Here is a 23,917-nt window from a genome sequence, read left to right as displayed (position 1 = left end):
TCCTTCATCTTGCTGACTTGCGACCCGCGCTGACTTGCAACCCTCGGCCTCCGCCCGTCGCCGGCTTATTCCTTGACGCCGCCGGCCGACAGGCCGCTCACGATATAACGGTAGAGCACGAGCGAGATGATCACCGGCGGCAGCGAGGCGACGATGCCGCCGGCGGTCATAAGGCCCCAGTCGATGCTGTGCTTGCCGATGAACTCCCGTACGACGATCGGCAGCGTCTTCGAAGCGACGGTCTGGGTGAATGCATTGGCGTAGATAAATTCGTCCCAGCAGTTGAGGAACGTGAAGATCGCGGTGGCCGCGATGCCGGGCATCGCGAGCGGAACGAGAATGCGCGCCATCGTACCGAGCTTGCCGCAGCCGTCGATGTACGCGGCCTCCTCGAGCTCCCTGGACACGCCCTGCAGATAGCCCGACAGCAGCCAGGCCGCATACGGCAGGGAAAAGGACAAATTGGCGGCGATCAGCGCCGCGTTCGTATCGAGCAGCGGCGGCGTATGCCAGCCGATGCTCGTGAACGGAATGCTGAAGTCGATGCCGTCCCGCATCATGACGTACAGCGGGACGATGATGCTGATCGAGGGCAGCAGCTGCATCGCCAGGATGATGAACAGCAGCGTGACGCGCAGCGGAAACTTGAGTCTGGCCAGCGCGTAGCCGCCTAACGTGCCGACGACGATCGTCAGCACCGTCGTAAGCGCGCTTACGGTGAAGCTGTTGCGAAGCGCGTGGAAGAAATCGCTGCCGACCGTTCCTCCCAGCAGATGCCGATAATTGAGCCATGTCGGCGAATGCGGCAGCAGATGGCCGGACAGCAGATCGCGCGTCAGGCTGAGCGAGCTCGTCAGCAGATAGACGAAAGGTCCCATCGTGAACAGCGTCAGCAGTACGATGCCGAGCCACAGATAAAACGGCGGCATCAGATCGCCGTCGCGCGGCCTCGTGAACCAGCGCCGGATGCCGGCGCCGTTGTTAGTCGATTCCATACGTTGCTCGGCTCCTTAAAGGTGGGAATCTTGGTTGCGCTTGAGCAGCACCATGTAGACGATGACGAGGATCAGTATCAGCAGCGTGGATACCCATGCCATCGCCGACGCCTTGCCAAGATAGAAATAACGGAAGGCATAATTGTAAGTCAGATACGAGGTCGAGGTTTTGGCGTCGCCCGTGAATACCGTGAGGATGTCGTACACCCGGTACGCGCCGATGATGCGCAGGATAACCGCGACGATCGCCGTAGGAAGCAGCTGCGGTACAGTGATATGCCGAAGCTTTTTCCAGAAGCCCGCTCCGTCGATCACCGCCGCTTCGTACAACGAATGCGGAATGCTCTGAAGCCCCGCCAGCAGCAGCAGCGTCATGAACGGCGTCATCTTCCAAATGTCCGCGATCGCCGAGAACGTGACGACCTTCGTCGAGCTGGACAGCCAGAGCGGGTTGGACGAGTCCGGCAGCAGATGCAGATTGTGCAGCACGACCGTCAGCGCGCCGTAGCCCGGCTGGTAGATCCAGTTCCAGAGCAGGCCGCTGACGAGCGTCAGCATCGCCCACGGAATCATGATCATGCCTCTGAACAGCAGCCGGCCCTTGAATGCGTGGTTCAGAAGCAGCGCGGCGAAAAATCCGATCGCAAGCTCGGCCGCGACGGAGAAAACCGTGAAGTACACGGTGTTCCCCATCGACGTCCAAAAGTCTTGCAGCTTGAAGATGTCGGCATAGTTGCCAAGGCCCACGGGCTTCGGATCCGAACCGTCCATCAGGTTGTACTTATAGAGACTCCATACCGAGGATTGAAAGATCGGTACGACAAAGATGCGGAACAGAATGTAAAGGGTCGGCACCAGCAGCACATAGGCCAGCAGCGCGTCTTGTCGCATGGCGGGCGTGTATTTCGCTCGTTTTCTCTTGGGTGCCGCGTTCGGCTCAGCCACTCCTGCTCCTCCTTGCTATTTGGCCGCGCGCTGTATCGCTTGGTCGATCTTGGTAGCCGCGTCGTCCAGCGCCTGCTGCGGCGTTTTGTTTTTCACGAGCGCGCTGTAAATCTCGTTCGATTGGATGTCGGCCCACTCGACGTAACCCGGCGCATTCGGGCGATTGGAGCCGTACTGGAACTGCTCGACGATCTTGCCCAGCGTCTCGGTCGTATCCGCGGCGATCATGTCGGGATCCTCGTACAGGCTCTTCAGCGACGGATAGATGCCCATTTCCTTGAAGTTGTCGAGCTGGAAGCCCTTTTCACCGATCCACTTGACGAACTCCAGCGCGGCCTGCTTGTTCTTGCTGCTCTGCATGATGCCGATGCCTTCGGAGCCGGATACGGCGGTGGACTTGATGTCTCCCTGTCCAGGGATCAGGCCGACGTCGGTCTGTCCGACCACCTGCGACATTTCCGCGTTGTTCAGGTCGGGATACATGCCCTCCCAGTTGATCATCATGGCGATCTTGCCGGCGGCGAAGGCGTTCTTCACGTCGTCCTCCGTCCACTGAAGGCTGGAAGGATCGACCGTCTTGTCGACGTGCAGCAGGTCCGTCATGTACGTGAGCGCCTGCACGGCCTCTTTGGAATTGACATGCAGCTTGCCTTGGTCGTCGAGCAGCTTGCCGCCGAACGCAGCGACGATGGTGTCGAAGTCGATGTTGAGCGATTCCGCCTGCTTCCAGGACCAGGCCGAGCCGTAGACGCCGTTTTTGGTCAGTTTCTTGGACATCTCGCGGAATTCGTCCCACGTCTTGGGCGGTGCGTCATAGCCCGCATCGGCGAGCAGCTTTTTATTCCAGTACAGATGCTTGCTGCTGGAGTAGTAAGGAATGGCGAGCACGTGGCCGTTGTAGATGACCGAATCGACAGAGGATTGCGTGTAGTTCGCGAGGGTCTCCTTGGGCATGACGTTCGTCAGGTCCGCGGCGATCTTGCCTTCGTAAAACTGGCCACCCCAGATCGTATCCATCTCGATGATGTCGATGTCGGAGGAGCTGGACAGCGAGGCCGTCGTGATCTTGCCGAAGAGCGAGTTGTAATCGACGCCCATGAAGTTTACTTCGATGCCGGTCTCTTCGGTAAACTTTTTAGCCATTTCGGCGACGCGTCCGTCGGTATCGACCATAAGCACGGTGATTTTCTTGCCCTTTTGCGAGCCGTCGCCGAGCTTGGACCAGTCCATCTCGGCTTGCGCGCCGCCGGCGGAAGCCGACGACGAAGCGTCTTGCGAAGCGTCCGACTTGGCGGCCGGCGTTACACCGCAAGCCGACAACAGCGCTGCGGATAAGAGGACCGGTGCGGCCCACTTGGGCCAGGAATGTTTGTTTAGCAAAACGTACGACCTCCCGATCTGAATTCGTTTTGGATGTTACCGTTTTCACCATTGGTCTGGTAACGCTTTCTTTTGTCATTAGCTTGACGGTTGGCGGACTCGCACTTCTCTTGATCGTGCCTTTTTGCGGTTTCCGCCGGCGCTGCGCAAGCAAACATCGGATGTTCTTCCAAGCTTTGCTCCGCCAGTCAATTCGTACCTTCCTTATCCCCTCATCCCTCAATGGTAATAATGAATTAAGTACATGTTATTATTTGTTATTACCTTTGTCAATCATCTAAATTATTTTTGTATGCTTTGGACAGTTCGGAGGGTAAGCAAGCGTTATCTTTACAATGAATTCGCAAAAACATAGCGAAATTGCATGGAAATGAGGATTCGATTCACAAATATGACGAATACATTTATAATGATGAATGTTGGCAGTTGCACTTAGTGGAGGTAATTTGTAATGACAAAGAAACAACATAATCCCCTTTACGCGATGCTGAAGGAGAAGCTGCTGCTTCAAATTCAATCCGAGGAGTATAAAGTAGGGGATCGATTGCCAACAGAGTCGGAGCTGTGCGATCAGTATCAAGTGAGCCGCACGACCGTACGATACGCGCTCCAGGAGCTGGAGAGGGAAGGCATTCTTGAGCGGATCCAAGGGAGCGGGACGTTCGTCAAGCGCAAGGAGCTGCAGCTACTCGCGACGCGCAGCTTTTCCGAGGATATCAGCGCCCAGGGCAAAAAGCCCAGCAACAAGGTGCTCGAAGCCGTTGTCGTGCCTGCGGACTCGCCGCTCGCCGGCGTGCTCGGCATCCCCCTCGAATCGCCGGTGACGAAGCTTGTGCGTCTTCGATACGCCGATAACGAGCCGCTGATCTACGAGACCTCTTACATTCCCTGGAGTCTGGCGCCGGGCCTTGCGCTCAATCATGACGAAGGCTCGTTATTTTCGCTCATCCAAAGCCGCTACCATCTGCAGATCCACCGTTCCGTCGAGAAGCTGAAGCCCGTGCTTGCGGACAAGCAGGTCGCGAAGCTGCTCAACATTCCCGAAGGCTCACCCTGTTTCGAGGTGCAGACGATCACGTATCTGACGGACAACACGCCGCTTGAATACAACTACGGCATTTTCCGCGGGGATTTCCCGAACTTCACGATCGAGCGAATTTATTGAGGGTTCCGCTTTACCATATAGAGGCGGTGCGCGGATTTTCGCGCTTCGTCTCTTGCGGCTTAGCAAGCAGCAAGACGGTCATTTTGTTTCCGATTGAGACTTCTTACGGCAGACGAGGTTGCGACGTTGTTTCCGGTTGAGACTTTTTGCAGCATGCGAGGTTGCGACGAGGCTTTTTTGTTTCCGGTTGAGACTTTTTGCGGCAGACGAGGTTGCGACGAGGCTTTTTTGTTTCCGGTTGAGACTTTTTGCGGCAGGCGAGGTTGCGACGAGGCTTTTTTTGTTTCCGATTGAGACTTTTTGCGGCAGGTGAGGTTGCGACGGGACTTTTTTGTTTCCGGTTGAGACTTTTTACGCCAGGCGAGGTTGCGACGAGGCTTTTTTATTTCCGGTTGAGACTTTTTACGCCAGGCGAGGTTGCGACGGGGCTTTTTTGTTTCCGGTTGAGACTTCTTGCGGCAGGCGGGAGCACGGCGTTAGGTTTGGCTCTAGGCGCCGCATCTGGATTGGTACCAATCATCAAAACAAAAAATCCGCCATCAAGGCGGATGAAGGTTCGTTATGGAGCGGAAAACGGGATTCGAACCCGCGACCTTCTCGTTGGCAACGAGATGCTCTACCACTGAGCTATTTCCGCATATGTAATCAAAATAAAAAGCCTTGATGGCAAGGCTGATGCTTGCAAGTGGTTGTTGGAGCGGGTGATGGGAATCGAACCCACGCCATCAGCTTGGAAGGCTGAGGTTCTACCATTGAACTACACCCGCGCAACAAATGGTCGGGACGACACGATTCGAACATGCGACCCCCTGGTCCCAAACCAGGTGCTCTACCAAGCTGAGCTACGTCCCGACAGTATGAAAAAAGTGGCGCGCCCTGAGAGATTCGAACTCCCGGCCTTCAGATTCGTAGTCTGACGCTCTATCCAGCTGAGCTAAGGGCGCATATCATGGAGCGGAAAACGGGATTCGAACCCGCGACCTTCTCGTTGGCAACGAGATGCTCTACCACTGAGCTATTTCCGCATATTGTCGACATTCGCAACGCTTTTTCTCAGTTGCCCGCGATCGTTTTTCCTCAAAGGCGACTTTTTTATAATAGCAACTTCCAAAACAAATTGCAAGTTATTTTTTGATTTTCTTTAAATGCCCCTTTTGCATGCGGGAAAAGGTCGAAAAACATGCCTTCCGGCGGTTGCGTAACGATAGAGTGAATAAGCGGGGATGCCCGGTTCACTAAGCGCTTTTCATGCGCCCCGACAAGCGACCGGTTCGCCCTCCCCAAGCTGCGCAAGGTTGTCAAAGCTCAGCGCGACCGAGCTCGTGACCCTGTTCGCCTCCACGGAGCGGGAAGCCGTCAGCGTCCCAGCCGTTGGATTCCAGGCAATCGCAAATTGCCGCCATCTTGATCTCAACGGCCAGACCGGTTATAAGGATGCCAAGTCATGGCATTCGCCCCCTTCACTGCAGCGCAGCGAATCGTGCCCATTTGCCGATATTGAGGGGCACGAAATACGTGCCGCCTCCGCTTCAACCTTAAAACCGGTTCTCGGCAAACGCCGGAACCGGTTTCTATTGCCCCTTGAATACAAGCCGGTTGAATTAATCCGCCCTGAACAAAAGTCCGACTTCTTCGGCCGGCGCTTCCGCGCAGCGGCGATAAGCTTCTGCCGCGTTGCCTAGCGGCCACTCGCTGGTTATGAGCGGTTTGAGGTCGATCCGCCGCTCCTCCAGCAGCCGGAGGAAAGCCGACAAATTACGCCCTTCCGTCCAGCGTACGTAGCCGAGCGGATAATCGACGCCGCCCGCTTCGTACGACGGATCGTAACGGCCCGGTCCCCCCGCCCGGGAGATGCGGATATCCGCTTCTTTGGCGAACAAGGCGTTGCGGTCGAACGCCGGATTGGGAACGCCGACGATGACGATTCGTCCGCGGTCCCGCAGCCAGCCGACGCTCTGCTCCAGCAGGGAGTCCCCGCCGCCGCCTGCGCAGAGCATCACACAATCGGCTCCGAGGCCGCCCTCGGTATCCCGTTGGAGCCGGGATTCAAGCCACGCTTCCGTCGAACCGATCGCCGATCCGGGCAGCCGGCGGGCCGCGATCCGGCACCGCGATTCGTTGTTGTCGGTGGCAAGGACGACATAAGCGGCCGCGTGACCGATTTGCGCCGTCAATTGTCCCAGCATGCCCAGTCCGACGACAACCATGCTTTCGCCGAATCGCAGGTCGGCCTGCCGCAGCGCATGAATCGCGATCGCACCGATTCCGGCGAATGCGGCCTCCCGCAGATCGACGCTGTCCGGAACCGGAACGGTCAGATGCTTGGGCGCGACGATTACATCGCTGTGGGTGGGTACGCCGTAAACCGCGGCTCTCTGTCCGGGGCGAAGATGCCGAACGCCGCTTCCGACGGATTCGACGACGCCCGCCCCGCTGTATCCCAACAATGCTCGAGGCGTTTTGTTTCGAAGATGCATCAGCTCCGTGCCCGGACTGACGGCGGAATAGGCCATCCGGATTCTCACTTCCTGATCTCCCGCATCCGCCGGATCGAAAGCTTCCAGTACCGGCATTCCGTCTTTCGCTGCAATACGCCTCATTTGCCTGAATCTCTCCGTTCCATCATCTCTTTAGCGCCTGAACGTCATCTTGCGAACTGCAAAGCCGTCGTAGAGTAAGCCCCGCCTTCGATCCGCATGATCGAACCGATTCCGGCCGCCTGCACCGGAGACAACCGATCCGTCGTCGTTCCGTCTCCCAACTGGCCGTAGCCATTGTCGCCCCATGCCCATACCGTTCCGTCTCCGTATTTGGCGGCCAAGCTATGGTACAGTCCCGCGCCGATCGATTTGACGTCGGCAAGTCCCGGCACCTGAACGGGCGAAGTGCGGCCGGCAGTCGTCCCGATTCCAAGCTGGCCTTCTCCGTTGGCTCCCCAAGCGAACACGGAACCGTCGGACTTTAAGGCGACGCTGTGATAACCTCCGGCAACGACTGCCGTTATTTTAGCCAGTCCGGCTATTTGCACGGGAGCGCTGCGATTGACCGTCGTACCGATTCCCAACTGTCCGTCGCTGTTGTACCCCCAGCTCCATACCGTGCCGTCCTTTTTCAAGGCCACGCTGTGTCCGATGCCTCCGTCAAGCGCTTCTACGCCGGTCAACCCCGACACTAGCACGGGTGTCGCACGATTTACGGTGCTGTTGTCTCCCAATTGACCGACGGTATTCGAACCCCAGGCCCACACCGTGCCGTCGGCCTTCAGCGCCAGACTGTGGTAGGCTCCCGCGGCGATCGCCACCACGTTGCTCAGGCCTGCAACTTGCACGGGAGAACTGCGATTCGTTAACGTACCGTCTCCGAGCTGTCCGTTGTTATTGAAGCCCCAAGCCCAGACGGTGCCGTCTGCCTTCAGCGCCAAGCTGTGATAGTGTCCGGTCTTGACGGAAATCGCGCCGGCCAAGGAACCGACAGCGGTAGGCGCGGAGCGGTTGGCCGTGGAGCCGTCTCCGATTTGGCCGTAGGCGTTGTACCCCCACGCCACAACCGTGCCGTCCGATTTCAGTGCCAGACTGTGATATTCTCCGGATGAAATCTGCATTGCGCCTTGCAAACTCAGCGCGGACGGCGTCGAACGGGCAGCCGTCGTCCCGTCGCCGAGCTGGCCGTAGATGTTGTTGCCCCACGTATATACCTTTCCGTTCTTCTCCGCCAGCTTCGCGAACTCGTTGAAATGGACCGCGCGCGTGTAGTACGGCGACAACGACGGATCGAACGACTGCGAGGCAAAAAGCTTGCGCGACATATGGTAAATCCGGTCGTCCCATATCGCCGTCTTGATCCACTGCGTGGCGAACACTTCCTGCAGCTCCGGAGCGATGCCGGCCGAGCCGTCGACGGCGAAGAACAGCTTCGGGGAACCGCTTCCGTTGTAGGTCAGCACGTTTCGCGTAAATGTGTTGGCAAATCGCTGCATATCCCGCTCGTCGAAGACGATGCCGGCATCGTAAGCGGCCACTGCAAAGTCGACCTCGATAGCGGCGTACGGGATTTTGTTGACGTCATGGTCGGCCGTCCAGCAAGCGCTGTACTCGTGGTTCACGGTCGCGCCCGTACGTTCGTCCCAGCCCGCGTAAGTGGCGCTTTGGGACGGATAATACGACCAAACGTATGCGTTCTTGACATCGTCCCATGTCATATCGTTTTTCATCCGGTTGGCCATTCTCGTCGCTTTATTCAATGCGGCTGCCTGATGCGCGCCTGGAATTTGAGCCAGCTCTACATAGGTTTTGCCCAGGCTCAAATAATGATTGAACTGATTTTCCGAACCGTCCACGAACATCGGTGCGCCTTTCGGATAGACGTACCAGCCTTCGTTGCTTGCGTTCTCCACCCACTGGTAATCGTGGCTCGCGGCCGCGGCCAACGCCGCTTGGAAGTAACGGTCTGCCGCGCTCTTGTAGACCGGGTTTGCGTTCAAGGCCGGCGTCTCGTAGACCACCCGCGCGAAGGAAGCCATCGGGTAGGTTAACAAGCCGGTATGCACGGGAAAGCTCATTCTCAGCGGCACGAATACCGCCGATCCGGCGACCGGGTTCCGGGCCGGAAGCGGAGACGAGGAAGACAGATCCTTGACCGTGATGCCGTTGGTCATTCCGTCGAAGGCGCAGTGGGCTTCCGCCCTGACTTTTTTCGGCGCGTAATTCGGACTGGAAGGATCCATCGTCAAGTTGTCGTAGGTGTCCGCCCGCTCCATATTGCGAAAGACGACAGGGGTTCCTGCATTGGCGGTGCTCCCGTTGCCGAGCTGTCCATAATTATTCTGTCCCCAGGACGCCGTCCGGTGATCCGTTGTAATGGCGATATTGTGCTGTTTGCCCGCGGCGATCGCCGTGGCGGACAAGCCCGTCACCTGAACGTTGGTAAGCCGTTGGGTCGTGGTGCCGTCCCCGAGCTGGCCGGCATCGTTGGCCCCCCACGAGCGAACCGTGCTGTCCGATTTGAGCGCAAGGCTATGATAGCCGCCCGCCGCAACTTTCACGACGCCGCCGAGCGAAGCGGCCTGAACGGGCGAAGCGGACGATGCCGTCGTACCGTCGCCCAGTTGTCCATTCGCGTTCAACCCCCAGCTCCAGGCCGAACCGTCGCTTTTCGCCGCCAGACTGTGTCCGAGCCCCCCGGCAATATCCGTTACCCCGGAGAGTCCGCTGACCTGAACGGGCGAGAGTCGATTGACGGTCGTGCCGTCGCCCAATTGGCCGAACTGGTTCGAGCCCCAAGCCCAGACGGTGCCGTCGTCCTTCAGCGCCAGGCTGTGGTATCCGCCCGCAGCCAGCGCGACGACGTTGCTCAGCCCCGACACCTGAACAGGAACCGAACGGTTGGATGTGGATCCGTCGCCCAATTGACCGCTGTTGTTATACCCCCAGCTCCATACCGTTCCATCGGCCTTCAGGGCGAGACTGTGGTAGTATCCCGCCGCGATCTGCACGACGCCGCTCAACCCCGTAGCCTTTACGGCCGCAGACCGATTCGTGCCGGAGCCGTCGCCCAATTGACCGTAGGCGTTATAGCCCCAGCCCAATACGGTTCCGTTAGAGGCCAGCGCCAGCGTGTGGAATTCACCGGCGGAAACCGCGGTTGCCACGCTCAGTACGTTGTAGTAGTCGATTACGCCATCCGCGGGAAAAGGAATGCTCTGGTTAGCAGTCCCGAACGCCAGTTGGCCGTAATAATTGTTGCCGGCGTTCCACACGCGGCCGGTCGAGTTGACCGCGACCGTATGAAGTCCGCCCGCGGCGATCGATTCGGCCCGCGTATACGCCTCCAGCTTAAACGTGTTCGGCGTCGTGCCCGCGGAAATTTTCAGCTCGTTCTCGGACGAATCGAACAGCAGGGCGCTCCGTACTTCCAGCGTCGGAACGCCGTTCGCATCCCGCAGCGTGGCCGTCCCCGCCGTAAACCGGGTCGCCGCCGCCCAGGTCGGCTCAGACAGCCCGCGGTAGTCCGTTTTCCCCCGCACGCTGTCCCGCAGATTCAGCACTTGATCGGCCTGCGCGATGAACTTGTCCAGGTACGCCGTATCCGTATATTGCTTGTACATGGAAACGTAGGACGCCAGCGTCGGACCTTCCACCCAGGCCAGGCTCGTCGCTCCGATATCGTTCGGTTCGATTAAGCCGTTGCCGCCGTTATAGCCGTTGTCGAGCGCGTCGAATGCCGCCTTCGTCGCAAAGTCCAATGCGGCCGCTCTAGACAGCATCGGGCTCAGCGCACAAGAAAAAACAAAAAACAGCGTCGCCAGCGAAACATATTTTTTGAATGTCATCATCCGTCGCCCCGTTTCATCAATTGTTTTTCCGATCTTCCAGGTTAATTCGACCGAATAGCCGCAGGGCCGAGCAATCGCAGAGCGTTGCCGGCGCACAAGTCGTGCAACTCGTCGTCGCCGATCGCACCGGCGGCCAGTTGAAGCGCGGTCGCCTCAGCCGTTTGCAAAGGTGTGCAGGAACTGTAGCCGTACACGCCGGCCAGGCCGGCCCGGCATAGAGAAGCGATCACAGCCAACGGTCCGTTGCAGAACCATAGATCGAACAGCACATGAGGAAGAATTCCCCCGCGGCCGGCCAGCCGCATCGCCGTTTCCCGCTCGCCGTCCCGCAGTCCGCTGATCAGCAGGGGATGCCCGTCGAGCGCCAGCATCAGCTCCGCCAGTTCGTGCGGCTCGACGGCGGGTACGTCCAGCAGCCGATGCTGCAGCCGCTCATCCTGCATACGCGCGACGACCTGCAGCGGAAGCTTCCGCTCTCGCACCGCCGCTGCCAATTCCCCGACTCCGGCGTCCCGCAAGCCGTAGCCGTGATATCCCGGGACGAGGCGAATGCCCCGCGCCCCGCCCGCCACGGCCCATTCGAGTTCTTTCTCCCAAGCGGGCTCGGTCGGATTGAGCACCGGGAACGGCCACAGCCGTTCGTCGCCTCGTATCGCATGGAACAACAGCTCATTTCCGCTCCGCGTATCGTGACCGGTCACCGATGCCAGATGACTGACGCATACCGCGCGCAGCCCGTGCCGGTCCGCCATGGCCGACAATTGCGCGTTGTCGGCGGACAGCGCGGGGCGATCGGGCCATTGCCCCAGGAACGCCAGCAAATCGACCGCGCCCGCACGACTGAACCGATCCAGGAAACCGTTCATTTTCGCACCTCCGCCAGCAGTCTGGCCATATTCCCTTCCATCACCAATTGGAACTCCCGCTCCGGCAAGCGCGCACCCAGCACTTTACCGAGGTTGCTCGCCAGACAAGCGTAAGGCAAATCCGAGCCGAACAGGACGCGCTCCGCCCCGAGCCGCTCCACCGCCAGCGCGACTTCGCCGGCTCCGATCGGCGTTCCGGAAGTATCCGTGTACACGTTACCGTAAGGCGCGACCGCGTTGACAGCCGATTCGGCCTGCCCGCCCAAATGCGCCATAATGAGGCGTGCCTCCGGATAGCGGCGGGCCAGCTCGGCCACATGCGCGGCCGTAGATTCGTACGGCAATTGTCCCGACGATTTGCGCCAGGCATGGATCAGCACCGGCGCCCGGTATTCGATCGATTGCTCGATCAAGGGATAAACAAGCGGATCGTTGCACAGGACAGAAATCCACAGCTTGAGTCCGATCATGCCCTGCTCTTCCACCCGCTTGCGGTAATCGCGAAGAGCGGCCGCCCCGTGGCGAGGGTTTGCGTAACAGTAGCCAGCCAAGCGGCCGGGGTGCTTCTGCATCGCCGCAACCATGTCGTCGTTGGCTTTAACCACCTCGTCTTCGGTCGGAAAAGGATTCAGATTCAGCAAAGAGCTGCCGACGAATAGCTTGATCCCGAGCCGATCCCCTTCCTCCAGCATGTCGGGATGAATGTCGGAACCGTGCAGGTGAATGTGCGCGTCAATCATCGATTTGACCCGCCGCGCCCCGGTCTTGACCCGAGAGCGCAGCCAGCCAGTCGTCCAGTCCGAATACGAACCCGAAGAATAGAGCGACTTGCCATAAAGTCAAAGCTTTGGCATCCTCCCGACCGGCCGTCTCCTTGTTCTCGACGGCGGTCGTCGCTTCCGGAATGACGGAGCAGATTAATCCGTGCCGCCGCATATCCGCCATCCCGCCCGGATTGAGCAAGATGCAGGCGTTGAGCGCAAACCCCGTGTAGACCAGGTGATGAATGCCGTGTTCGCGGCACAGCGCGAACAACTGCTCCGATGTCGCCGCCACCCCCTCCTCGCCGACCGGCCGGACCGGCTCCGGAATATCCAATCTGGCAAAGCCGGCGTCTATGTCGGAAAAATTATGGCTGCCGGGAAAAGCGTTCGCCCGGCGGAACGCTTGCAGACGGTTATAGGTCTCGTTCTCCGAAATCTGCTCCCACTCGGGGGACGTCTCGCCGGCCAAGCGTACCGCGCGCCGGTAGCCCGGATACGTTTTGTAATAATCCCCGATCGGCTCAACCACATGGAACACGGTCATGCCGTTCCGTCGACAAGCGTCGAGCAGCAAGGGAAGTTCCTTGCGGCAGATCGCCTCGGCCCGCGGAATGTATTCGACCGCCCGATGCCAGCCGGGAAATTGTTCGCGCGTGCCAAAGTCCCAGGCATGCAGAACGACGACTGCCGTACGGGAGAGATCCAGCTCCAGTTCTTCCTTGTACCAGCCCCCGTAGCCTTCGCCGGGAACCGGGCGTTCAAAATCAGCGTCGTATTGCTTGTAGTAACCTGTCTTTACTTTTGTAATCGTCACAATTCCGCACCTCCGGGCCGTTCTCGAAGCTTAACCTTTGACGGCTCCAATCGTAATTCCCTTGACGAAAAACCGCTGAAAGGCGATGAACAGCGCGGCGATCGGAGCCATCGTCCAGGTCGCGCCCGCCAGCACGAGACCGTAATCGACGTTCTGCAGTTGCATAGAGGCCAATCCGACCTGCAGCGTCCGCATATTCCGGGATTCCGTCGCCAGCAACGGCCAGAGAAAGTCATTCCACTGCGTGACGAACCCGAAGATCCCTACCATGGCCAATACCGGCATGGAAATCGGAACGATGATGTTCCAAAAAATGCGCCACTCCGAGCAGCCGTCTATCTTCGCCGCGGCGATCAGCTCGCCGGGAATCGTATGCATGAACTGCTTGGTCAGAAACACCGCGAACGGGGAAACCAAAATCGGAAGCAGCAGCGCCCAGTACGTATTGAGCAGATGCATATCGCGCATTTGCATAAACAGCGGCACCATGATGACTTGCGTGGAGGTCATCATAATGCTGACAATCGCCCAAAACAAAATCCGCTTGCCGGGAAAGTCCTTCTTGGCAAACGAATAGCCGGCCATCGAGCACAGGATGACATTGCCAAACATACCGCCGGCAGCCACAATCAGGCTATTGGAGGTCCAGATCCAGATGAAGTTGTCCGCCGTCAGCTTCTTGAAGTTGGCGATCGTAAGCCCGCCCCACGACAGATCGGGCGGCGTTTGGATCGCCGACGTCGGAGGCTTGAAAGACTGCAGCGCCATCCAATAGAACGGGAACAGCAGCGTGACCGCGGCCAAGCTTAGCACGATGAAACCGATTAATCGCAATCCGTCGATTCGCCGGATGGCCATCCCATCCCCTCCCCTTCTCGTCCGCGTTTTCGAATCGGTCCCTAATACTCCAAATCGCCTGCCATCGTGCGGAATTGAAAAATGGCGACAATCATCACGATGGCGAGCAGCACGATGGCTTGGGCCGAAGCGATGCCAAAGTCGAATTTTTTAAACGCGTTCTCGTAAATCAGAAAGCCGATCGTCGTCGTGGCCCGATTGGGCCCTCCGGAAGTCAGCATATAGACCGGTGCGAATACTTGAAACGACCCTACAGTGTTGACGACGACCAGATAAGTCATCGTCGGCTTCAGCATGGGCAGCTTGATGTGAACGATTTCTTGCCACAGGCTGGCGCCATCCATCCGGGCCGCTTCCTGATAATCTTTCGGAATGCCGCCGAGAGACGTGACCAAAATCAGAATGTTCGGCCCTTGCGACACCGCTACCGTCATCAGGATAATCGAGAACAGCGCCACTTGCGGGTCACCCAGCCACAACACCGGCTTCAATCCGGCCAAATCCAGCAAATAATTCAGCAAGCCGAAGGACGGATGATACAGCCACAGCCAGATGATCGATACGATGACAATCGGTGCCACGCTTGGCAAGTAGAATGCCGCCTTGAACACATTTTGCGTCTTTTCCTTGAACGGGTCGATCGCAAAGGCTGCGGCCAGCGACAACATCAAACCGGCCGCTACGGTAATGACCGTAAAAATACCGGTAATCCCTAGCGATTTCCAAAAAAATGCGTCGCTGAACACCGTTTCGTAATTGCTAAAGCCGACCCATTCATAGCCGGAGACCGTCCATTGCTGGAAGCTGAGCTGAAGTCCCCGGAAAATGGGCGTAAACATAAACACGGCGAACAACGCACAAGACGGCAATAGAAACAGGTAACCCGGAAGCGCTTTCCGCAGTCGGTACATCGCATTTCACCCCAAACCGGTCGTCTTAAGCGTCCGTTCTCCCGGTTTCCTCCATTCGGCAACCGGGAGAACTTCTCCGCTTATCCTTTTAATTCGTCTACTCTTGCATTTTTTTCTGCAAAATGCCGTCCAGCGTCGCCAGCGAATCGCCGACCTTCTTGCCGCCGATCAGCATAGCCTGGATTTCCTTCTCCCAATCGCCGACATCGACCAGACCGAACGAGCGCGAAAATACCGAATTGCCGTAATTGGACAGCTTGTCGAAATACGTCATGACCGGGTCGTCGCTGTACAGGTTGCCCGAAGAATTGCGGGCCGGGAACGTGCCGATCTGCTTGACGATTTTGGAGTTTTCGCTGTTCGTAATGAACCGGGCGAATTCCATGACCAATTTTTTCTTCTCTTCGTTTTGCTGCTTAAAAACGATGAAGCCTCCGACGTTGTTCCAGGCCGCGGTCGGCTGGTTCGCTCCGTGCGGCGGAGCCACAAACGCGATTTCGAAAGGCTTGGGCGCGCTTTTGGCTTCCTCGAGCAGGAACGGAGCGTCGGGCATCATGGCGATCTGCTGGTTCAAGAACATCTCCTTGGCGTTCATGGCGCTGATTCCCGCGCCTCCCGGAGGCGCCACCTTGTGCTTGTTCGCGAGGTCGATCGTGAACTGAAGCCCCTCTTCAAACGGCTTGTCCGTAATGGTCGCTTTTTCGAACGTCGAATTCACGATGTTGCCGCCATTGGTCAATCCGTTCAAATACATATAGAATGGCGCGTCCTTCCCCCACACGACCGTTCCGTAAACATCAGGATTGCTTCCGCCGTTGCGGCTGAAAGTCGTGGCTTGGGCGGCCTTGAGAAACTCGTCGAACGTCCAGTCCCGCAGTTCGCGATCCAGCGGCAGCAGCGCCGTCGCGTTGCGTTCTTTGAACAGGTCCATGTTGACTGCCACGGCCGACACCATCTTCAGCCAAGGCCACATGTATGTTTTGTTTTTATATTGAAGGGCGCCTTTAACGGCGTCCGAGTAATCGTCCCAGTCGCTTTGCTCCAAATAGTCGTCGATCGGCTCCAGCACGCCTAGTTTGCCGTACTTCGTCACGCCGCCGAAATTGTTGATCGTGTAGACGAGATCCGGCGGCGACCCTGCAGCCACGGCAACGTCGATTTTTTCCGTACCGCCCGCCCAATCGAGCAGCTCCACCGAAATGTCGGCGTTCGGATACTGCGCTTGGAATTGACGGGCATATTCCTTCGCCCAGTCGTCCGGGTTGCCGGTTCCGTCGCCGTTAATGCCGTTCATCATCGGATAAACCCAGAGTTTGATCGGCACTTTGGCGGCGCTTTGATTACCGCTAGCGGCGCTTGTCGCGGCATTGTCGGGAGATGACGATCCGTTTGCGCCCTTGCTTCCGTTGCCGCAGGCGCTCAACGTCAGGGCAATGGTTAGAGCGGCAGTCCAAATCAATGAAAACTTGCGCATTTTTTTAGGCCCTCCCCGATAAAAGTTGGAATTTGGATCAATAAATACCTAAGGTTTGCTCAAAAAGTAATAAAACAGCCTCATCCCCTTTGTTTTCCGGTTTTTTCCTTTCATTGACCCTCGAAAAGTGTTATAATACAGGAGCGCTAAACAGGTAACATGTATCGAACCTGTACCCTTTATACTAGAGAGCAAAAGACAGCCTGTCAATGCGTTTTTTCGGCGCCCGCACGATAACGCGTCTTTAATTCGACGAGAAGAGGGGCCCTATGAAAAGAGAAAGCGAATTTCTGTACACCAAACTATACAAGACGCTGAAAGAGCAGATCGGCACCGGCATCATCAAGCCCGGCGAATTTCTGCTTCCCGAGAATGAATTAAGCAGCCGCTACGGCATCAGCCGCAAGTCCGTACGCCACGCCCTTTCGCTGCTTCTCGCCGATGGGCTGATCGAGAAACGTGCCGGCCTGGGCACCCTGGTGCCGGAGGATCTCGTCATTGCCGGAGACAAACGGCGAACCTTGCGAATTCTGACCCCTTCGCCGGCCTTTTTTCTCGATCACGGCTTGCCCGTCTTCGTCGAAGCGTTCGAACGTCAATATCCGGATGTCGAAGTGAAAGTGCATGGCTTGCCGGTCGACAAGTTCTGGGAATCGTTCCGTTCCGGCAGCGAGATGGGGCTGATCGCGGATCTCATCCTGGTGCCGGACATGCAGTTCTCGAAGATGAGCAACCTTGCGGATTTCGTCGATTTGTCGCCTTTTCTTACCGGACAGATCGACACCGTCTATCCGAAAATCATGAAACATTTCGCTGCCGGGGATCGGATCATGGCCGCCCCGTTCACTTTTTCGTCGGCCTTTTTCGCTTGCAATCCAGAGCTGTTCAAACGTCACGGCATTCCGATCCCGGAAAAGCAGTGGAACTTCGACGACTTTGTCTCCGCGGCCGCCAAGCTGACCGTCGTTCAGGACGGGATTACGACGCAATACGGGTTTTCCATGCATCCTGTGATCAACCGTTGGCTGGCTTTCGCCTTGATGAACGGGTTCGCGCCCGGCAATATCGACCGGCAAACAGAGGTGCTGCTGCAGTCTTTGTCCGTTATCCGGGATTTGTTCTTCCGCAAACGGATCGCCACCACCTTCCCGGAGATGGTCTGGCCGCGCACCCCTTTCATCCACGGCAAATCCGCCATGGTCCTTACGACCATGCTGGAAATGGCTAATTGGCAAAATGTCGATATCGACTTCATGCCGCGCGTCATTCCATTGCCGTTCGACAACGATGCTTCCACATTGTTGCTGGCGAATGCCTTCATGATTCCGGCCTCCAGCGAGAACGCGCAGCTTGCCGGCGCATTCGTCCGTACCGCGCTGGCTGACGAAACGCAGCGTGCATTAACCGAAAACACGTTGTTTCTTTCGGTCAAAGAGCCGATTAACCGCAACGCTAAACCGGAAGCCTACTTGCGGCTGTTGAACTTGTCGCCTGACAGAATGGACAACAATTATTTTATCAACGAGTTGTTTGAGGATCGGGTATGGAATACGTTGGAGGAAAATATGAGCATGTTCTGGCTCGGACTCGATTCACCTGACGTTATTGTGGAGAAGTTCGCAAATCTGTGTCTGGAACATTCTAATTCCTGACAATTAGATGAGGGGCCGATATATAAAACAACGCTGCCGAGGCTCTTTGGCCCCACAGCGTTGTTTCTTCACTCGAGCGCATGGCGTCGGGCATGAAATTGAAATTAAAAAAGCTTACCGAAGTAAGCTTTCAGGCGATTTTATATTGAAGGACATTCGGGCAATCAAGTGGTCGGGACGACACGATTCGAACATGCGACCCCCTGGTCCCAAACCAGGTGCTCTACCAAGCTGAGCTACGTCCCGACAGTATGAAAAAAGTGGCGCGCCCTGAGAGATTCGAACTCCCGGCCTTCAGATTCGTAGTCTGACGCTCTATCCAGCTGAGCTAAGGGCGCATATCATGGAGCGGAAAACGGGATTCGAACCCGCGACCTTCTCGTTGGCAACGAGATGCTCTACCACTGAGCTATTTCCGCGCATGGCGATCAGTCCGGTGGCAATATGCTGGGCCGTCTTCTTTAGCTTTTTTCCAAAAGCAATTTCTATTATTAGCAAATCCTCCGGAAAAATGCAAGCGAAAATTTAAAAATGTGAAAATGCTTTTCGACAACGAGGAGACGGAAAGCGTCTTTCCCCGGACGAACCGCCGGACGAGCCGGGATATGCCCCCGACGCGTCCCGCAGTGTTTTATCCCGCAGCGCGCTATACCGAGCCCGAGTAAATCTCCGTCTCATAATCAAAAGAAACGTATCCATCCTGCTGATAACGATCGAAGATGTCGCGCAGGTCGCGCATCATCGGCTCATAGTTCGGGTCACCGGGTACGGGGGTATACGAGGAAGAACGCAGCCGCCCGCTCAAGCCGTCGAAGTCGAACAGCTGGCGGTTGGGAAACCGCGCTTCGCGCTTCGTGCCCGGCTCGAAGAAGGCCGCGAGCTGCTCCTGCGTAATATTGCGATGGTTCACCGTCGCATAGTCGGTGCCCAGACGCAGCAGCAGCGCCTCGTACGCCTCCAGAAACGGCGAGCCGCTCGTGAGCCGCGTGTTCCAGATGAGCGCCGCCTTCCCTTTGGGACGCAGCAGCCGATGGAACTCCCGCTTCGCCGCGGCCTGATCGAACCAGTGGAACGCCTGGGCGGAAACGATAAAGTCCGCCGAAGCGTCCGGCAGCCCCGTCTGCTCCGCCGCGCCGTTCACCGCCTTAAAGCCCTGATAGCCCTGCAGCGCCCGCTCCGCTTCTTCGCGCATCGCGCGGTTAGGCTCGATGGCCGTGACGGGCGTCCCCCGCTCCAACAGCAGCCGCGAGAATATTCCGGTGCCCGCGCCGATGTCCGCAACTTGCGAATCGCGCCGGAGGCCGGCCTCCCCGTACAAGTAATCGATAGCGGCTTCCGGGTAACTTGGCCTGTACTTCACGTACGTCTCCACGCGATCTGTAAAACGCTCTTTGTTCTCCATTCCCTATCTGCCTCCTCGCTTATTTTACTTTTCCCCGATTTCCTCCGCGCTCTCCCCTTGCCATAGCTTGCGGAAGCTCTCGCTCGAGGCGAGCAGCTCCGCCGCCGTACCCTGGGCCTCGATTCGGCCGTCGCTCAGCAGCACGATCCGGTCGGCTCGCGCCAAGGCCGCCTTGCGGTGGGAGACGACAAGGCACGTCGCGCTGCCCTTCGCCTTGAACAGGCGCTCCCATAGCCGCCTCTCGGTGTCCACGTCGAGCGCGGAGGACAAGTCGTCGAAGACGTACAGCTGCGCGTCCCGCGCGAGCATGCGCGCCGCCGCGGTGCGCTGCGCCTGGCCGCCGGACAGCTTCACGCCCCGCGGTCCGACCATCGTCTCCAGTCCTTCCCGGAGTCCCGCGATATCCTCCTCGAGCACGGCGGCATGCAGCGCGCCCGCAAGCTCTTCCGGCGTCGAAGCCGCACCCAGCAGGATGTTGTCCCGCAGGGTGGCGCTGTACAGCCTGGGAATCTGCGCGGTATAGGCGCTCTGCGGCGGCACGAAGAAGTCGGCGGGCTGCGCGACGGGCTCGCCGTTCCACCGGATCGTGCCGCGCTCCGCCGGCAGCAGCCCGAGCAGCGCGCGCAGCAGCGTCGTCTTGCCCGAGCCGACCATGCCGGTGATCACGGTAAAGGAGCCGCGGGGCAGAGTCAGATCGATGTCCTCGATGCCCCTTCCCGTCTCCGGATACCGGTAGGTCAGGCCGGACGCTGCGAGCTCGCGCAGCGGCGCCGCCTGCACGACCGGCGCAAGCGCCTCTTCCTCCTCGTGCTGCGCCGCGCCTTCCTTCCGTCCATTCTCGTCGTGCGCGCCTCTCCGCCCTTCCTTTTTGCCGAGACCGATATACGCCTTTCTTACGAGCAGCGCAGGCGACGCGCCGCGCAGCATCTCCTTGAGCCGGCCGAAGCTGACGTCCATCTGCTTGTAATAGGTCATGAAGTTGCCGACGTTGGAGATCAGTTGGGTCACGAAGGTCAAATAATAGACGAACAGCGAGAAGTCGCCGATCGTAAATTCGCCGCCCCTCATCTTGATGCCCGCGAGCAGCAAAATGATGCCGGTGCCGAGGTTCACGGAGTTGTTGAACACGGACGACAGCGTCTCCGTCAGCAGCTTGTCTTTGATCATCGACTGCCGTCTGCTCTCGCCCAGCTTCGCGAACCGGTCGACGACCCGCTTCTCCGCGCCGGCTACCTGGATGGCCAGCACGCTGCCGAACATCTCGCTGATCGCGCCCGTCACCTGGGCCGTAGATTCCCGGCTCGCCGCCCGGTACTTGCGGATGCGGGTCGTGGCGATCTGAGCCGCCGTGACGACGAGAATGAGAGGCACGAAGACGAGTACGGTCAACTGCGCGTCGATCGAGAGCAGTATCCAGCTGGCCGCGACCACGAATCCGACGAGACCGAGCGTGTCGACCGACCAGCTCGTCGCCTCTTCGGCCTGCTCGACGTCGTCCCTGAAGTTGCTGATCGCTTCGCCGGGGGAACCGGGAATCGCGCGCGCGCCGGGCGCCCGCAGGACATGCGCGAGCAAATTGCGTCTCAGCAGGCTGGAGATGCGGTAGCGGAACGCGACGTCCGTCAGGAATCCGCAATAAATCAGCGCAATCCGCGCCAGCGCCGCGGCCACAAGAAGCGCGGCGATCGCGCCGGCGCCGAAGGGGAACGGATGCGTGCCTTCCAGATGATCGAAAAAGGCTTTGGTCAGCAGACCCGGCAGCAGCGGCGCCATGTGGATGAGCGTCCATGCCAGCAGGTTCAGCAGGTACAAGCCGGGCCGGTACCCGAGCATTCGCCAGAAAAATCCGCTTGTCTTCATACGAGCACCTCCTCCATGCCGACGGCCAGCATCCGGCTGAAGCGGGAATCCGGATTGCCGGCCAGCGACGCGCGCCTGCCGTATTCGACGACCCGCCCCTGCTCCAGGATCGCGATATCGTCCGCCCGCTGGATCGTCGCCAGCCGGTGCGCGATGATGATGCAGGTCCGGTTTTGCAGCAGCCGGTCTACGGCCGCTTCGATCCGGCTCTCCGTCAGCGGATCCAGCCGCGACGAAGCCTCGTCCAGGATGACCAGCTTAGGGTCGGTAAGGAACACGCGCGCAAAAGCAAGCAGTTGTCCTTCGCCGGCAGACAAACCCGCGCCGCCGGACGACAAGTACGTATCCAGTCCGTCCGGCATGCCCGCGAACCAGCCGTCCAGTCCGAGCTCGGACAGCACGTCCATAATGCGGCTATCGGGGATGCGCCCGTCGAACAGCGTCAGATTGTCCCTGACCGTGCCCGCTAGTATTTCGATGTTTTGCGTCACCATCGCGACGTACCCGCGCAGCTCGCCGAGCTTGAATGCGCGCAGATCCGTACCGGACAGCGTTACGGCGCCCTGCTGCGGATCGTAGAAGCGGAGCAGCAGGCGCGCGATCGTCGTCTTGCCGCTGCCCGTACGACCCAGCAAGCCCAACGTGCGGCCGCGCTCGAGCTTCAGGTTCACGTCGTGGAGAGTAGGCTCGCCGTCTTCTTCGTAGGCGAAGGTGACTCCGCTCAGCTCCACGGCAGCCGGTCCGCTCGGCAGCGATGCGCCGGGGCCGTCCTGGACCGCAGATTGCGTCGCGAGCAGCTCGCCGATCCGAACGAGGCTGGCATCGGCTTTTTGCAGATCCTCGAGCTGGGTCCGAATCTTCTCGATCGGCTTGGCCAGCAGCTCCGTATAGTAGAAGACGAGATACGCCGACCCGATGGTCAGCTCGCCCCGCTTCCACAATATCGCGCAGACGACAAAAGCCGCCGCGTTGCCGAGCGCAAATACGAGAATCGTCGTGCTCCACATGAGAAAGTAGCCCAAGAATGCCCGCACGCGCATGGGCAGCATCCTGCGGGTCATGTCGTAAAAGCGGCTCATCGCGAAGCCTACGGCGCCGTTGGCGCGCGTATCTTCGGTTCCCTCGAGCTGCTCGCCGATAAAGCCGTAATATTCGGCGTTGGCCTGCCGCCACCGCGTCCAGACGGGCACCGCGAACGCCCGGATGCGCTGGATCGCCCAGATGCTGCCGCCGACGAAGACAGCCATCACGATGCCGATCCAGAAGTTCTCGCGAAACAGCAGGATGAGGATGCCCAGCGTAAGCAGTCCGTTGCCTGCGAGATTGATCATAAAGCTGGAGAAAAATTGCGCGAGCGCGTTGACGTCGCCGTCCACGCGTTCGATCAGCGAGCCCGACGTATGCTTCTTGTGAAACGACATGTCCAGCGACAGGCAATGCGCGGCCAGATCGACGCGCAGCTTGTTGGTCGTCTTCCAGCCGAGATTTTCGCTAAAGTAAGACGCCGCGACGGACACGCCTTGCTGCAGAAGGGAAAAGCCGATGAACAGCGCGCCTGCGTAATAGAGCGGCGTCAGGCTGCCGTGCCCCTGTGCCGTATCGATGAAGTATCGGATGATTTGCGGATTGACGAGCTGCAAGGCGATAGACGACAGCAGCAGCGCGCCGAGCCCGATCAGCGCCCGCCATTCGGGCAGCAAATAGCCGCGCAGCATCGCGCGGTATTTTCCGCCCGGCTTATCGCCGGATATTTTATTGCTCACTGCCTGACTCACCCTCCTTGAACCGCATGCCGTCTATTATACACGCCATGCGGCGACCAGGGCAGACCCGCATGCCAAGAAGAGGAATCCCGATTCGCGCAAATCGCGTAACGTCGGCTCATCCGACTGCCGTGAGCGCAAACCGCCCAACGATGCTCATCCGACTGCCGTTCGCGCAACACGCCTAACTGCGGCTCATCCGACTACCGTTCGCGCAACACGCCTAACTGCGGCTCATCCGACTACCGTGCACGCAAAACGCCCAACGGCGACTCATCCGACTACCGTTCCGATAGTTTGGCTCCATCCGGCCCTCGTCCTTCCTTCGTGGCAAAGCCTGCAAATATGCATCCTTTTTTGCGATTTCGACCCTTTTGGACGTAAAAGATGCAAAAATGCAGTTATTTCCCTCCCCTGGCCGGATGTCCGGCTAGTGCCTTGAATTTACCTGCACATTTGCAGGTATTTCATCAAGTGTCGCGGGCCGGCAGAAAATACATGCGCAAATGCAGGCTTTTCGCCCCGCCAGTCTTTCCAAAAACGCCGCTGGACCGAACGCGCACTTGGCCCGTCCACGATTTGCCGCCTTCCAATTCGATTTGGTAGAGAGCGAGTCCAATTTTATTGGAAAAGGCCCGTCCTTTCGTTCTTTCTTGCGCATCAAAAAAAGCCCGCAGCCCCTGAGGGCGTCGGACTTGATGGCGCTAAATTCGCTCGCTAGCCACTCGAACGTTAAG

At 58.5% G+C, this 23,917-nt stretch carries 16 protein-coding genes and 8 tRNA genes; 2 read left to right on the top strand and 22 right to left on the bottom strand.

Features of this window, described 5'->3' with window-relative positions; translation table 11 throughout:
* Positions 1-65: 65 nt before the first annotated feature.
* From KB449_RS00745 to KB449_RS00735, 3 genes are read right to left on the bottom strand one after another with little or no spacing between them, the layout of a single operon-like run.
* Positions 66-995: a carbohydrate ABC transporter permease gene (locus KB449_RS00745; protein ID WP_282906518.1), complete on the bottom strand. Its 930-nt coding sequence runs from the start codon at positions 993-995 to the stop codon at positions 66-68.
* A 15-nt stretch (positions 996-1,010) separates the two neighbouring features.
* Positions 1,011-1,940: a carbohydrate ABC transporter permease gene (locus tag KB449_RS00740; RefSeq protein WP_282906517.1), complete on the bottom strand. Its 930-nt coding sequence runs from the start codon at positions 1,938-1,940 to the stop codon at positions 1,011-1,013.
* A 15-nt stretch (positions 1,941-1,955) separates the two neighbouring features.
* Positions 1,956-3,320 (bottom strand): ABC transporter substrate-binding protein, encoded by a 1,365-nt coding sequence (locus KB449_RS00735; RefSeq protein ID WP_282906516.1) that lies wholly within the window; start codon positions 3,318-3,320, stop codon positions 1,956-1,958.
* Positions 3,321-3,771: 451 nt separating this feature from the next.
* Between KB449_RS00735 and KB449_RS00730 the strand changes: the two genes are divergently transcribed.
* Positions 3,772-4,485 (top strand): GntR family transcriptional regulator, encoded by a 714-nt coding sequence (locus KB449_RS00730; RefSeq protein WP_282906515.1) that lies wholly within the window; start codon positions 3,772-3,774, stop codon positions 4,483-4,485.
* 562 nt (positions 4,486-5,047) lie between these two features.
* Here the strand turns inward: KB449_RS00730 and KB449_RS00725 are convergent.
* The 13 genes from KB449_RS00725 to KB449_RS00665 all read right to left on the bottom strand — a co-directional run bounded on the left by KB449_RS00725 (position 5,048) and on the right by KB449_RS00665 (position 16,503).
* Positions 5,048-5,122, bottom strand: a tRNA-Gly gene (locus tag KB449_RS00725).
* A gap of 56 nt (positions 5,123-5,178) precedes the next feature.
* Positions 5,179-5,252: transfer RNA gene (locus tag KB449_RS00720), tRNA-Gly, on the bottom strand.
* A gap of 8 nt (positions 5,253-5,260) precedes the next feature.
* A tRNA-Pro gene (locus KB449_RS00715) sits at positions 5,261-5,337 on the bottom strand.
* A gap of 15 nt (positions 5,338-5,352) precedes the next feature.
* Positions 5,353-5,429 (bottom strand) — tRNA-Arg (locus tag KB449_RS00710).
* 6 nt (positions 5,430-5,435) lie between these two features.
* Positions 5,436-5,510: transfer RNA gene (locus KB449_RS00705), tRNA-Gly, on the bottom strand.
* Between the two features lie 576 nt (positions 5,511-6,086).
* Positions 6,087-7,085 (bottom strand): zinc-dependent alcohol dehydrogenase, encoded by a 999-nt coding sequence (locus tag KB449_RS00700; protein ID WP_282906514.1) that lies wholly within the window; start codon positions 7,083-7,085, stop codon positions 6,087-6,089.
* Between the two features lie 44 nt (positions 7,086-7,129).
* On the bottom strand, positions 7,130-10,813 hold the full coding sequence (locus KB449_RS00695; protein ID WP_282906513.1) for an RCC1 domain-containing protein: 3,684 nt from the start codon (positions 10,811-10,813) through the stop codon (positions 7,130-7,132).
* Positions 10,814-10,857: 44 nt separating this feature from the next.
* Entirely contained in the window at positions 10,858-11,682 is an 825-nt protein-coding gene (locus KB449_RS00690) for an amidohydrolase family protein (protein WP_282906512.1), read from the bottom strand.
* On the bottom strand, positions 11,679-12,422 hold the full coding sequence (locus tag KB449_RS00685) for an amidohydrolase family protein (RefSeq protein WP_282906511.1): 744 nt from the start codon (positions 12,420-12,422) through the stop codon (positions 11,679-11,681). The genes KB449_RS00690 and KB449_RS00685 overlap by 4 nt, the downstream gene beginning before the upstream one ends.
* Positions 12,415-13,260 (bottom strand): isochorismatase family protein, encoded by an 846-nt coding sequence (locus tag KB449_RS00680; RefSeq protein ID WP_282906510.1) that lies wholly within the window; start codon positions 13,258-13,260, stop codon positions 12,415-12,417. The genes KB449_RS00685 and KB449_RS00680 overlap by 8 nt, the downstream gene beginning before the upstream one ends.
* A 30-nt stretch (positions 13,261-13,290) precedes the next feature.
* Positions 13,291-14,118, bottom strand: coding sequence for a carbohydrate ABC transporter permease (locus KB449_RS00675; RefSeq protein ID WP_282906509.1), 828 nt, complete (start codon positions 14,116-14,118; stop codon positions 13,291-13,293).
* Between the two features lie 41 nt (positions 14,119-14,159).
* Positions 14,160-15,029, bottom strand: a complete 870-nt coding sequence (locus KB449_RS00670) for a carbohydrate ABC transporter permease (protein WP_282906508.1) — start codon at positions 15,027-15,029, stop codon at positions 14,160-14,162.
* Between the two features lie 97 nt (positions 15,030-15,126).
* The gene (locus KB449_RS00665) at positions 15,127-16,503 is read right to left on the bottom strand and encodes an ABC transporter substrate-binding protein (RefSeq protein ID WP_282906507.1); all 1,377 of its coding nucleotides are present in this window, start codon (positions 16,501-16,503) and stop codon (positions 15,127-15,129) included.
* A gap of 269 nt (positions 16,504-16,772) precedes the next feature.
* Between KB449_RS00665 and KB449_RS00660 the strand changes: the two genes are divergently transcribed.
* Positions 16,773-18,155: an extracellular solute-binding protein gene (locus KB449_RS00660; protein WP_282906506.1), complete on the top strand. Its 1,383-nt coding sequence runs from the start codon at positions 16,773-16,775 to the stop codon at positions 18,153-18,155.
* Between the two features lie 169 nt (positions 18,156-18,324).
* Here KB449_RS00660 and KB449_RS00655 read toward each other — a convergent pair.
* The 6 genes from KB449_RS00655 to KB449_RS00630 form a co-directional block, all read right to left on the bottom strand.
* Positions 18,325-18,401 (bottom strand) — tRNA-Pro (locus KB449_RS00655).
* Between the two features lie 15 nt (positions 18,402-18,416).
* A tRNA-Arg gene (locus KB449_RS00650) sits at positions 18,417-18,493 on the bottom strand.
* 6 nt (positions 18,494-18,499) lie between these two features.
* Positions 18,500-18,574 (bottom strand) — tRNA-Gly (locus KB449_RS00645).
* Between the two features lie 227 nt (positions 18,575-18,801).
* Entirely contained in the window at positions 18,802-19,557 is a 756-nt protein-coding gene (locus KB449_RS00640) for a class I SAM-dependent methyltransferase (RefSeq protein WP_282906505.1), read from the bottom strand.
* A 24-nt stretch (positions 19,558-19,581) separates the two neighbouring features.
* Positions 19,582-21,417, bottom strand: a complete 1,836-nt coding sequence (locus tag KB449_RS00635; protein WP_282906504.1) for an ABC transporter ATP-binding protein — start codon at positions 21,415-21,417, stop codon at positions 19,582-19,584.
* On the bottom strand, positions 21,414-23,132 hold the full coding sequence (locus KB449_RS00630; protein WP_282912703.1) for an ABC transporter ATP-binding protein: 1,719 nt from the start codon (positions 23,130-23,132) through the stop codon (positions 21,414-21,416). The genes KB449_RS00635 and KB449_RS00630 overlap by 4 nt, the downstream gene beginning before the upstream one ends.
* Positions 23,133-23,917 lie beyond the last annotated feature (785 nt).

Source organism: Cohnella hashimotonis (assembly GCF_030014955.1).
Lineage (GTDB): Bacteria > Bacillota > Bacilli > Paenibacillales > Paenibacillaceae > Cohnella > Cohnella hashimotonis.
The sequence above is the reverse complement of the archived record's forward strand: the minus strand, read 5'-3'. Positions and strand labels throughout refer to the sequence as shown.